Here is a 12783-nt window from a genome sequence, read left to right as displayed (position 1 = left end):
GGGAGAACCCGCCCTCCACTAAAGCCGGGGCGATTCATTCTTCGCCAACAACTACCCCGGCGCACAAACCGACACCCAAGCCACCCGCATCGACGGCGACAACACCGCACACCTCGGCATCAACAGCAACGTCACCACCGGCGCCCCCTACATGGTCGCCACCTACACACTCACCGGACTCCTCGGCTAGACACACCGTGGCGTGAGCCTTCCTCAGGACGGCTCACGCCACGGGCCACTCTCGTACGCCCAACTCCCACACACGCCGGATGCCACACCCGCGCTACCGGCGCCCCGCGCAGTTCCTGTTCACCAACCCCGGCGCAGGCAGGGTGTGCGCCGCGAGCTCAACCATGTTGCCCCACAGCGGGCCTCGGCCGTGTCACCTCCCGCCAGCTGCGAAACGCCCATGCGTACGCGCTGGTCAGCCTGGGCGTTTCGCTGCAAGCGCTGATGGTTGCTCGGGCACGCCAGCGCCGAGGTGAGCCTGGCAATGGCTGCCTGTTCGACTCCACTTCACTGTTGGTCTCACATGTTAGGCAAAAAGACACCCTCAATCCTGAACCGGAGGGTGTGGTGCTCTCCTGGGTCAAGCACGATGAGATCGTCCTTGGAATTAAATGCATCCGGTGGACATGTCATGGGTTCGACAGCCATGCCACGGCGGCCAAGCCTGTCGCCGGTGTAGATCTGCAGCCATGGTGCCGTCGCCGTCACCCGGGCGGATAGCCCCGAGTCGGGGTGACGGAGCACCACCTCCCATTCGTCATGGGGCAGACCTCCGAAGGCGTGGTCGACCTGGAGGGGACCTACCGCCCGGGACCCACGGAAGTCGAGATCCACTTCCCCAACCGGGACCGTTCCCATTGGCAGCAGCCGATCGTCCACCGTCATGACGCGCCCGGCTGGAAGAGTGAGTATGCACTCGTCGACAGGCGCCAGGCCGCAAGTTAGGTACGGATGGGACGACGCGCCGTACGGGGCGGGGGACGCCCCGATGTTGGTGGAGGTGATCTCGGTAGATAGCCCACGGTCGGCGGTGAGGCGATAGGTGACCTCAGTTATCAGGTGGAACGGGTACCCGTATCGCGGCAGGCAGTGCAGTCGGAATCTGGCCTCGCAGGAGGTCAGCTCGAGCGCCTCCCAGTTCACCCAGCAGCCGAATCCGTGTAAGGCGCTGTTCGTGGCGTGCTCGTTGATGGGTAGCTCGTGTGTTCTGTCACGGAAGGAGTACCGGCCGTCCGCGATGCGGTTCGGCCAGGGCACGAGCGTCTTCCCCTCATATGCGATGGGGATCTCCGACGCTGTGACTGGGACGACGATGTCGTGTCCGCGCCAGATTAGCCGCCCCAGCGCCGCACCCGAGGAAAAGACCGTCGCGCGGTAGTCACCGGCGACCAGAGTGTGAACCGTACCGTTCGCGGCGTTGTACGTGTCCGCACACGGACAGCCCACCTCTCCCCCGCGGCTGCGCTGGGCGCCGATGGCGCTCAAAGGCCCTGAGCCAGTCTGTAGTAGGCGTGGTTCAGCCTGAGGTCCCGGCTGAACTGCCGGGTTGTCGTCGTCTCGTCGATGACCGCCAGCTCTATCCCTGCGATGTCCGCGAGGTCCTCGAATACCTCCAGACCCACGGCGGTGGTGAGGACGGTGTGGTGAGCCGCGCCGGCCGTGAGCCAGCACTCGGCCGAGGTAGGGAGATCTGGTTGCGGCCGCCAGACGGCTCGGGCGACGGGCAAGTTGGGCAGTGGCTCGTCTGGGGGAACAACGTCGACGACATTGGCTGTGAGCCGGAATCTCTCGCGCAGATCGGACATCGACACGACGACGCCTTCCCCAGGGTCCGTGTCGAAGACGAGCCGGACAGGGTCCTCGCGCCCGCCGATCCCCAGCGGGTGGATCTCCAGCCGCGGCCGGCCGGTAGTCAGGGTCGGGCAGATCTCAAGCATGTGGGCACCGAGGATCTTTTCCCTCCCAGGTGTCAGCTCGTAGGTGTAGTCCTCCATGAGTGACGCTCCACCAGGCAGCCCGTAGCCCATGACCTTTGCCGCCCGAACCAGAACTGCAGTCTTCCAATCACCCTCGGCGCCAAAACCGTACCCGTCCGCCATTAGCCGTTGGACCGCAAGTCCAGGCAGCTGGCGCAGGCCACCGAGGTCCTCGAAATTCGTAGTGAAGGCAGCGAACCCGCCGTCCTCGAGGAACCTGCGCAGACCGAGCTCGATACGGGCGCCGTAGCGCAACGACTCGTGGCGGTTCCCGCCGGGACGGAGCTCCTGGGTGACCGCGTAGGCCTCCTGGTACTCGGCCACAAGGTTGTCGACATCCGAGCTGGTGGCGGCATCCACTGCCTGGACGAGATCATTGACACCCCAGGTGTTAACCGACACACCGAGACGGATCTCCGCTTCCGTCTTATCGCCTTCGGTGACGGCGACGTTGCGCATGTTGTCACCGAAACGCGCCAGCCGCAGCTCGTGCATGGCCGCCCAGCCGACCGCGGCGCGTGCCCACGTACCGACCTTAGCCTGGACGACAGCATCGCTCGCGTGCCCCACCACGGTCTTTCGTGTAACCCCGAGACGGGTGGCGATGTAGCCGAACTCTCGGTCGCCGTGGGCAGCCTGGTTGAGGTTCATGAAGTCCATGTCGATCTCGCCCCACGGCAATGCGACATTGGCCTGGGTGTGAAGGTGCAGCATCGGCTTGGTCAGGGCGTCAAGGCCCACGATCCACATCTTCGCCGGTGAGAAGGTGTGCATCCACGTAATAACGCCCAGGCACTTGTCGTCGGCGTTGGCCTCCAGGGCGGCCCGGCGAATGGCCTCGCGGTCCTTGAGGACCGGCTTCCAAACCACGCGGACAGGGATACCGGAGGCGTCGTTGAGCGTAGCGGCGATGGTCCGCGATTGCTCAGCCACCTGCCGCAGCGTGGCCTCGCCGTAGAGGTCCTGGCTGCCTGTTAGGAACCAGATTTCCTTGCCGTCAAAGGGGTTCTTCATCAGTGGTGCTCTTCCTGCTGCGTGGTGCGTTGGCCATAGACGTTCTGGTAGCGGTCGTAGAGACGATCGATGTCTGATTGCGGGATACGGCCCGGCTCGCCGAGCTGGCGGGAGATGTGGACGGTCCGGGCGACTTCTTCGCACATCACAGCGGCCTTAACGGCTGCCCGCGCGTCCTTGCCGATAGTGAAGGGGCCGTGGTTGCGCATGAGCACTGCCGGCGACCGGGATCCCCGCAGGGTCTCCACGATGCCGCGGCCGATGGAATCGTCACCGATGAGGGCGAATGGCCCCACGGGGATGACGCCTCCGAATTCGTCGGCCATCATTGTGAGCGCGCACGGGACAGGTTCGCCGCGAGCGGCCCAAGCCGTGGCGTAGGTGGAGTGGGTGTGCACGACCCCGCCGACGTCGGACATGTGCTGGTAGACGTAGGCGTGGGCAGCTGTGTCCGACGAGGGCTGGAGGTGGGCCGGGGTCCCATCGTCGATCTTCTTCCCGTCGAGCGTGCAGACGACAATCATCTCGGCGCTGAGGGCGTCGTAGGAGACGCCAGAGGGCTTGATGACAAACAGGCCAGAATCGGGCACGCGTTCGGAAACGTTCCCGGCCGTCCACACCACTAGTTCGTATCGAGTAAGCTCCGCGTGCAGGGCTGCCACCCGTTCTCGGGTTTTAGCGACGGAGGCCTGCACTGCAGGGGGCAACTCAGTCAGCGCAATATTCACGTCAGGACCTCCGCTGCGTGAAGCGGGGTTGCAGCCCCGTCGGTCTCATTGGCGGTCGGCTCGGGCGGCACCGGCTTGCGCTGCGTGGTCAGGGCCTCCCGCCGGATCCTCCTGAGCTGGTGCATGACGTTGTTGACTCCCTTGCCGAAGTAGTCGTGCAGCACTTTGTACTCGGCGTAGAGCGCGTCATACCGTTGAGCGGCGATCTCATCAGGGGTGTAGGCGCCGACGACACGGCGGCCCATCGCCTGGGCGGCGGTCCGCACATCGGGGTAGGCCCCCGCGGCGACTGCGGCGTGGATGGCCGAGCCGAGCGCCGGGCCTTGTTCGGAGGCGATGACGGACAGCGGCAGATGAGTGACGTCGGCATACGTCTGCATAAGGAAGGCGTTCTTGAGCAGGCCACCGGCCACTACCAGTTCAGTGACGGGCACCCCTGCATCATCGAAGGCTTCCACAATGGCGCGGGTCCCGAAGGCGGTTGCCTCCAGGAGCGCCCGGTAGACGTCCTCAGGGCGTGTCGCTAGTGTCTGCCCGACGACCAGTCCAGAGAGCTCGTGGTCCACGAGTACCGAACGGTTGCCCGAGTGCCAGTCCAGCGCGATCAGACCGTGCTCGCCGACCTGCTGGTTCGCGGCCCGCTCCGTGAGCAGCTCGTGGACAGAGATTCCCCGCCGATGAGCCTCCTCCGTGTATTCACCAGGTACCTGGTTAGCCACGTACCACGCAAAGATGTCACCGACACCGGACTGACCGGCCTCGTAGCCCCACGAACCTTCGACGATCCCGCCGTGGACGACGCCACACATGCCGGGGACCTCGGCCAGGGTTTCCCCGTTCATCACGTGGCAGGTTGACGTTCCCATGATCGCCATCATCTGCCCGGGCTCGAGCGCGTTCGCCGCCGGAGCGCTCACGTGAGCATCGACGTTGCCCACGGCGACCGCGATGCCCTTGTTCAGGCCGGTCCAGGCAGCGGCCTCTGCCGACAAGGCGCCAGCGCGGTGGCCGAGTTGGCCGATCTCGTGCTCCAGCTTCTCCCGCACAAACCCGGCGAAGTCGGGGTTCAGGGCGGCAAGGAATTCCTCTGAAGGATAGGCGCCGTCCTGGTAGATGCCCTTGTACCCAGCGGTGCAGGCGTTACGGACGTACCGGCCGGTCAGCTGCCACACGATCCAATCGGCTGCTTCGACCCAGTGGTCCATCGCCGCGTAGATCTCGGGGTCCTCCTCGAGCAGCTGCAGCCCCTTGGCGAACTCCCACTCCGAGGAGATGAACCCTCCATATCGGTTGATCCACATCTCCCCCCGCTCGTGAGCCAGAGCATTAATCCGGTCCGCCTGTCCCTGAGCCGCGTGGTGTTTCCACAGCTTCACGTAGGCGTGTGGACGGTCGGCGAACTGCTTCAGCTCGCACAACGGCGTCCCCTCAGCGGTGGTAGGCACCATAGTGCACGCCGTGAAGTCGGTCGCGATCCCGATGACATCGGCACGGTCTACACCCGCAGCCGTTATTGCCGCCGGCACCGCATTCTTCAGCACGTCGATATAGTCGGCGGGCACCTGCAACGCCCAGTCTGGAGGCAGCACCTCACCGGCGTGGGCGTCGAGCGTCCGGTCCATCACGGCGTGCTTGTACTCGTGCATCGCGCTGCCCAGTTCCGCGCCGTCGTGAACCCTCACCACGACAGCCCGGCCGGAGAGCGTTCCGTAGTCGACTCCCACAACGACAGCTGATCCCTGATGGGCCATTCCCATCACTCACCTTTCACTTATTAAGTATTCCTTAGGTATGAGAGCGCTAACATAGATTGTCAAAAAAATGAGCGCAGACGGGAGCTGGCCCATTTCTTGTGTTGGGTCGGAAAATCACGTCTTTTCGTGCCGGGCCGTGCTCGCCCGCGGGATAAGGTACGGGGCGACGACGGGCTGGCTGAAGTACTCGCCGTGCCGGATAAGGTTGATCACCCGGTCCACGCAACGTCGGCCGACCTCGTCGAAGTCCAGGCGCATGGTTGTGAGGGAGGGACAGAAGTACTGCGACTCAGGGATATCGTCGAAGCCGACGACGCTCAGCGCCTCCGGCACACGAATCCCAAGTTCTGCTGCTGCTTTCAGCAGGCCAAGGGCCATCTGATCGTTGGCCACGAAGACGGCGGTGGGTTTGTCCTGCTGCAGAAGACCGAGGCCCACTGTGTAGCCGGAGGCTGCGCTCCAGTCTCCCCGCCGAGGCTCAACGGCCACCTTCCCCGCGGCACCGAGCGTGGTGCGCCAACCCTCGATCCGCGCCTCGGATGCGAGCCAGCCAGTGGGACCGGCGAGATGGTGCACGGTGGGATGGCCGAGATCCACAAGATGCTGGGTTGCGATGCATGCACCGAGCATCTCGTCGTGGGAGACGGTGTGGAGACCGTCCACCGCACCTGGCTGGAACATCACCAAGGGCACCCGAGCGTCCAGAGACTCGGACGCATCGGCGGCCGCCGCGGTCGGCGCGAGGATGATGATCCCGTCGACCCCGTCAGCGAGGAGATGGTCAAGCGCCTGCCGCATGTTCGCACGGTTGGCGTCATCGAGGCTCACCAAACTGGTGGCATAACCTCGGCTCCGGGCTTGCAGTGCAACGCCGAACAAAGCGCGGGACGGCCCGTATTGCGCCGTTCCGACTGTAATGACGCCCAGATGCATAGTCTCGTTGGTGACGAGCGCACGAGCCGACTTGTTCCGGCGATAGCCTAGGTGCCGAACAGCCTGTTCAACTCGCTCCCGTAGCTCCCTCGACACGTATACATTGCCGTTGAGTACGCGAGAGACGGTCTGCTGCGAGACGCCAGCCAATCGTGCGACATCGATCATCCGTGGTGCCTGCGCAGATCCGTTTACCTTGTCTCGCATGCCTCCGTCCTCTCTGCTCCCTCAAGCCCGCACTGGCGCGGGGCGGCGCGATTTGAGCGATTCTTCAACAGCAAACAGCAATTCGACGGTCCAGCGATTGTCGACCACGTCGGTTTCTGCAACCTTGTGCCCGTCAACAGCCTGTTGGAAGCTCTGGAACACAGCGCGGAGGTCGTCGGTTTCGTTGGGAATTCGTTGTGGTATCAGGGCGGCGGTCGGGTCGCCGTTGAGCGCGACCTTGTCCTCGGCGACCTCGAGCACGCCGTGCTCGCCGTGGAAGACGAACTCACCGTCCCAGGAGGTTTCTGGCCCTCTCCCAGCCCATGTACCGGAGTAGTTAACCACCGTGCCGTCATCGAGTGTGATGAGAGCTTCGAGGCCCGGCATTCCGGAGTAGCGGCTCCACGGCGCGCGGTGCTGGATGGCGAACACTTCGACAGCTTCGCGGCCGGTGAGATAGCGCACGAGGTCGAGATGATGGATGCACATATCTTCCAGGAGAGGAGCTTGCAGCTGGTCTCGCCCACCTTCAAGGAACTCCGCCTTGCTGAATCTTATGGAGATATGCCGGACTTCTCCGAGGATACCGCTTGTGATTTGCTGTCGGGCTCGCCGCGCCCATGGCCGGTACCGGTAGTTCTGCGACACGACGACCTGGATGTCGGGGCGCCCAGACCGGGCTGACAGGACAGCAGCGAGATCTTGTCGTGTGCCCACGAGGGGCTTCTCGACGAGAACGTGCATTCCGGCCTCAATTGCCCGTGTGATGGCCTCGGCATGAAGGCGGACAGGAAGCGTTACTATCACGGCGTCGGCCAGGCAGCGATCCAAGGCCTCTGAGAAACTGCGGTAATGACAGTAGGAGTTCGTCTTGGGCAGCTTGTCGGCCGCGACCCGCACCCTTCCTCCAGCGGTGCCTGCGAGTGCAACTCCCGGGATGTCTGCCAATGCCTCCAGCCATCGGTTTCCCCACCGGCCCATGCCGAGAACCAGCACCCTGATGGGACTCATCATTTACCTCCTCTATGTTTCAGAATCCGGACTTGGCCGACTATGGTGAGCGGCATTGGGACGATGGGTGCGCAGCAGACTGTGATGTGCCTGCCGCGCACCGATCCCATCAGCATTAGGAGCCGCTGACCTCAGACCTCGCCTCGATCACCGAGGACTCCTTTGCGGACCCGTTCGGCTGGTAACCGGTGGGAGGTGTGATCACACCCCGCTTGATGAGCGTCTGGATGTTGCGTGCCCGGGTGGCCTCCTCGCGGGCGAGCCAGTCCTCCGTGGGCGGTGCATCGAGGTACTGGTTCTTGGGGTAGATGGGCTGGTCGTAGATGGCGCGGTATTGCTCGGTGCGCATGTCCTTGAACTGGTTGTACAGTCCGTTGGCGACCCTGGCCCGCCGCAGCGCCTCGATGTCGATGGTCGTGCAGACGAAGGAGTCCCCGGAGGTCCAGCCGTTCTGCTGGGCGACGATCTGCCCTCGAGGGTTGACGATCATTGACTGGCCGCCGAAGAGATCTTGGATGCCGCCATCCTCCCTGATCTCGGGACCGAGGTTGGGGGCGACAACGTAGGCGGAGTTGAACAGTGCGTGCGCCCGGTTCTGGATCTCCCACATGCCGGTCATCACAGCCGGCTCGATAAGAGTGGGCCGGATGATGATTTCAGCACCGTTCATCGCGAGACCGCGCACGACCTCGGGGTACACGCCCTCGTGGCAGATCGCGATGCCGATGTTGCCGATTTCGGTGCGGGCGACCGGGAAGATCGCGTCCATCACGTTCCCGTTTCCCTTCTTGGCGATCCACTCGTCCCACACGTCGTGCGGGTTCATATTGCCGAGCATCCCGCCTTCGTAGGCATCGCTAGTCGCCTTGTACCGCTTGTAGACGACTTCCCCGTTTGGATCGATGATGAACGCGACATTGAAGTAGCGGTCGGGGAAGTCGTCGTCTTTGACCATGTAGAGTTCGGCGGCGATGTAGGTGTTGTGCTGCCGCGCTTTCTTGGCGAGTTCGTCGGTCTCAGGACCGGGGATCGTGACCGCGAAGTGTGCTTCCTTCTCGCGGTTGCCCGGGATGTTCGCGATCATGCCCTGAATGGCCATCTCGGGAATGACGACGAGACGGACCGGGGCGCCCTCCCATGCGCCAACCATGACGGCAGTGTCCATAAACTCGTTGATCCGCTTGACGTTTTTGATCCCGTCCTCGCGTTCCTTGAGCTGGAACGTCCGGGGCGAGAGTGCGACGACGGAAAAGGGCTCGATCACTGTGATCTCCTTCGATCGTGTGAGCTGGGGTCCCGCTCACAGTTTCTTTTGCTTGGTTTACGGGTTGATGGTGTCCACGGCATGTTCGCGTGAACGCCGCTGGTGAGTTGGGGGTTAGAACTGCCGGTGCGGGTCGTGGTGCTCCTCGGCGTTTTCGGGCGTCGCCAGGAACGTCTCGATGAAGAACTCGCCGCCGGGGCACACCTCCTCCTGGGACTCACCCCGGGCCGCAGCCACCGCCATCTCGACGGCCGTCTCCCCCTGCTTGTAGGGTTCGTTGGAGGCGTTGACCTGTACCGGGCCATCGGGGTTTTCCATCATCTTCCTGAGCACGGCCATCTGGCCGTCGTAGGTGCCGATGAGCACCTGGTCGAGAACACCGGCGTCCTGAAGCCCTCGCTCGATGCCAGGGAGCATGACGTCGCTCAGGCTGAACACGATGTCGATGTCGGGATTCGCGGTGGCGACATCTCGCATGGGTGTGAGGGCCCTGTCGGGCAGCCATTCGCCGTACCGGATGGGCAGGTAGGTGATCTCAGGCGCGTCCTCGACGCTCTCGTATCCCTCGATCACACCCTTGTGCCGCAGGTTAGTGATCGTCTCACCGCTGTACCCCCCGATCACCACAGCGGTGACTGGCCTGTCACCCCAGCGCTCTGTGGCCTTCTCGGCGATTGCCGCGCCGAGCCGAGCGGCAACCGCAACCTGATCCTCGGCGACGTAACAGAATTGATGTGGAGCCAGCTCGTCGGAGAGGCTGCCGTTGACGACCACGAGAGGCACATCGTCCCGGACCGTGGACGTGACCGCGCCGGCGACGCCGGTGGGATCATGCGGGTTGAGGATGATGGCATCGACCCCGCGGGTGAGAAGAGTCTGCACATCGGAATTTTGCTTGACGGTGTCGCCGCCTGCGTCGGTGACGATGATTTCCGCACCGAGTTCCGCGGCCTTGTCCTCGGCGCCTTGCAGAAGCGTGGCCCACCAGTCGCTGCCGGCTAGGCGTCGCTGGGAGAATCCGATTGTGATCGACTCACCGTCGGCTCCGGAGGCCGTGGTGCCGTCCGTTGTGCCGCCTTCTGAGCCGCATGCGGTGAGCGCGAGGCTGGCGGTAAGTGCGGCGACAGTGGCTATGCCTGTGGTAGCACGCATCATGGGTTTCCTTCCGTGTTGGTGGACTGACGATTGGGTCCCGGGGAGTCGACGCCCTCTGCGAGATCGGGCCGACGCGAAATCGGTACATCCTCGGATGTCGAGCCAGGTGTGCTGTCGGAGACCTCGTTTCGCTTCGGGCGCAGTTTTGACAGCGCCGCGCGGATCCGCTGGACGCCTCCTCCGGATGTGAGGAAAACCGCGACGAGTATGACGATTCCGAGGATGACCATCTGGGGCTCGGACTGGATCCCCGCGAGGTTCATAATGTTGCCGATCATGCCGATGATCAGAGCACCGAGAACCGTGCTGATCGGGTCGCCCGTGCCGCCAAAGAGCGAGGTACCGCCGACGACGGCGGCCGCGATTGAATCCAGTTCATAGCCCTGGCCGACGAGGGAGCTTCCCTGGGACAGCCGTCCCGCCAGCATGAGACCGGCCAGGCCGGCCAGGGCGCCGCTCGTCGTGTAAGCCATCACCTGGTCACGCTTGACTGGCAGACCCGAAAGCCGCGCGGCTTCCGGGTTCCCCCCGAGAGCGTAGAGCCGTCGGCCCACAGATGTGTACCGCATGACGAATGCCGCGACGAGCGTAACCGCCAGGGCGATGATCACGACGTTGGGAATCGCACCGGTGCTGCCGCCGAAGATGTTCAGGAAGGTCCGGTCGCTGATGACGATCAGCGTGCCGACCTGCACGAGGAACGCCACACCACGGGCAATGCTCATCATCGCCAGCGTTGCAACGAATGGCGCGATCCGCGCGTAGACCACGAGGATCCCGTTGATCAGTCCCGCCAGAGCGCAAGCGGTGATCGTGACTATGATCGCGATGAAGAACCCGTGGCCTTGTTGCAGCAGCACTGCTGCGATAACCGTGGCCAGCGCCGCCACCGATCCCACCGAAAGGTCGATGCCTCGTGTGACGATAACGATAAACTGTGCGACACCGAGCACCGCGACGACGGATGCCGCGACGGCGATGTTCTCGAGATTTCGCACGGTCAGGAAGTGTGGTGACACCAGCGAGCCAACGATCGCCACCAGCACGAAGACGATGATCAGATAGCCGGGCGGGCCAATCTTGAACCGCGATAGCGCAGGTAATTTGCCCTTTACGCCGCCGAGCCATTTCTTCGGTGTATCTGCGGGTGGGGTGCTAAGTGTAGTTACCGACATGGGTTCCTCCAGTGGGTCGGCCATAGTTGTCAACGAAGATGGGTCAGGAGATTCTGTTGTTGAGAGCGGATCTCGTCGTGGGTGGCCTTCGCGACGACCCTGCCGGCGGAGAGGACTAGCACTCGGTCGCAATGTGCGGCCTCGGCGACCTCGGACGTGATGATGATGGCTGCCCCGCCATCACGGAGGTAAGCGCGAACGAGACGGTAGATCTCCTCCTTCGCAGCGACGTCGACGCCCCTGGTCGGTTCGGCCAGGATCAGTACCTTGCTGTTCTTGGTAAGCCAGCGCGCCAGGAGAACTTTCTGCTGGTTGCCGCCGCTCATAGTGCCGACGGTTTGATGGACCGAGCTGCATTTGATGTTGAGTTCTCGCACCTGACCGCGCCCGTGCTGCACCTCCTTGCGGTGGTCCAGAACTCCTATGTGGGTGAAAGACGTCAGCGATGCCAGGGTCATGTTCTTGTTGGCGCTCATGCCCAGAACCAGACCCTGCGACTTCCGGTCTTCAGGGATCAGGCCCAGCCCAGCCGCGATCGCCTCACGCGGCGATCGGACCCGGACCGGTCGACCGTCCACGCTGATGGTGCCGCCCGTGGCCTCCCGGATACCGAACAAGCATTCCGCGAGCTCTGTCTGACCAGCGCCCAGGAGCCCAGTGATACCCAGCACCTCACCGCGCCGCAGGTCGAAGGTGGCAGGTGCCACACGGTTCCCGTCGGTGAGCCCCCGAACATCGAGGACGACCTCGTCACCAGCTATTCCACCCAGATATCCCTCAGCGTTCTCGGCTGCTGCCGCGGCCAAGGAGTTCTCGTAGCGGTCGCCCATCATCGCCTTGACGATCTCGTGGTGGTCCGGCACGAGATCAAAGTGCGCGACGCGCCGACCGTCACGCAGCACATCGACGGCATCGCAGACCTCCGTCACCTCATCCAGGCGGTGTGAAATGAAGATCAGGCCAACGCCGGACTCCGCCAATTCCCGCATCAGCTCGAGCAGAGCACTCACATCACGCGGCGGGAGGGTGGTCGTCGGTTCGTCCAGCAGTAACACTCGGGGTTGAGACTTCAGTGCCTTGGCGATTTCAACGAACTGCTGCTTGCCGAGCGGAAGCGACCCCACGGGGTCGTTGACATTCACGCTAAGGCCAAGGCGGTCCATGAGCTCACGCGCCTGCCTCTCCATCTTCGAGCGGCGGAACAACCCGCCAGCTGCGAACTCATCGAGGAAGATGTTTTCGACTACCGACATTGCCGGTATGAGACTCATCTCCTGATAGATCGTGTAGATACCGGCCTCACGAGCAGCGTGTGGGTTCTCCAGCTTCACTTCCTTCCCGTCAATCCAGATACGGCCGGTATCCGGTTGTTCTGCGCCGGAAAGGATCTTCACCAGGGTTGATTTGCCCGCACCGTTGGCCCCCGAAAGAGAGAGAACCTGCCCGGGCTGGACCTCGAGATCAACCCCAGCGAGAGCAGTCACGCCTGGGTAGTGCTTCGTCAAACCCGAGACACGCAACGCTGGGCCAGTCGAGCTATCAGCCATTTTCATCACC

At 63.5% G+C, this 12783-nt stretch carries 10 protein-coding genes; all 10 read right to left on the bottom strand.

From position 1 onward, the window contains the following. Positions 1-528 precede the first annotated feature (528 nt). The 10 genes from ONR57_RS12300 to ONR57_RS12255 all read right to left on the bottom strand — a co-directional run bounded on the left by ONR57_RS12300 (position 529) and on the right by ONR57_RS12255 (position 12773). Complete coding sequence (locus tag ONR57_RS12300) at positions 529-1455, bottom strand: aldose-1-epimerase (protein WP_265123754.1); 927 nt, start codon at positions 1453-1455, stop codon at positions 529-531. A gap of 35 nt (positions 1456-1490) precedes the next feature. Further along, the gene (gene araA, locus ONR57_RS12295; RefSeq protein WP_265123752.1) at positions 1491-2999 is read right to left on the bottom strand and encodes an L-arabinose isomerase; all 1509 of its coding nucleotides are present in this window, start codon (positions 2997-2999) and stop codon (positions 1491-1493) included. Next, a complete protein-coding gene (locus tag ONR57_RS12290; RefSeq protein ID WP_265123751.1) occupies positions 2999-3727 on the bottom strand; it encodes an L-ribulose-5-phosphate 4-epimerase in 729 nt (242 codons plus the stop codon). The genes araA and ONR57_RS12290 overlap by 1 nt, the downstream gene beginning before the upstream one ends. Further along, entirely contained in the window at positions 3724-5478 is a 1755-nt protein-coding gene (gene araB / locus ONR57_RS12285) for a ribulokinase (RefSeq protein WP_265123750.1), read from the bottom strand. The genes ONR57_RS12290 and araB overlap by 4 nt, the downstream gene beginning before the upstream one ends. A gap of 117 nt (positions 5479-5595) precedes the next feature. Continuing rightward, positions 5596-6621 carry a LacI family DNA-binding transcriptional regulator gene (locus tag ONR57_RS12280; RefSeq protein ID WP_265123749.1) on the bottom strand — a complete coding sequence of 342 codons (1026 nt, stop codon included), beginning with the start codon at positions 6619-6621 and terminating at the stop codon, positions 5596-5598. 21 nt (positions 6622-6642) lie between these two features. Continuing rightward, entirely contained in the window at positions 6643-7635 is a 993-nt protein-coding gene (locus ONR57_RS12275; protein ID WP_265123748.1) for a Gfo/Idh/MocA family protein, read from the bottom strand. Positions 7636-7747: 112 nt separating this feature from the next. Further along, positions 7748-8896, bottom strand: coding sequence for a nitrilase-related carbon-nitrogen hydrolase (locus ONR57_RS12270; RefSeq protein WP_265123747.1), 1149 nt, complete (start codon positions 8894-8896; stop codon positions 7748-7750). A 114-nt stretch (positions 8897-9010) separates the two neighbouring features. Beyond that, positions 9011-10051 carry a substrate-binding domain-containing protein gene (locus tag ONR57_RS12265; RefSeq protein ID WP_265123746.1) on the bottom strand — a complete coding sequence of 347 codons (1041 nt, stop codon included), beginning with the start codon at positions 10049-10051 and terminating at the stop codon, positions 9011-9013. After that, on the bottom strand, positions 10048-11226 hold the full coding sequence (locus tag ONR57_RS12260) for an ABC transporter permease (RefSeq protein WP_265123745.1): 1179 nt from the start codon (positions 11224-11226) through the stop codon (positions 10048-10050). The genes ONR57_RS12265 and ONR57_RS12260 overlap by 4 nt, the downstream gene beginning before the upstream one ends. Before the next feature lie 29 nt (positions 11227-11255). Beyond that, a complete protein-coding gene (locus ONR57_RS12255; RefSeq protein ID WP_265123744.1) occupies positions 11256-12773 on the bottom strand; it encodes a sugar ABC transporter ATP-binding protein in 1518 nt (505 codons plus the stop codon). Positions 12774-12783 lie beyond the last annotated feature (10 nt).

Source organism: Hoyosella sp. YIM 151337 (assembly GCF_026041215.1).
Lineage (GTDB): Bacteria > Actinomycetota > Actinomycetes > Mycobacteriales > Mycobacteriaceae > Hoyosella.
This window is presented reverse-complemented; position numbering and strand designations above follow the sequence as displayed.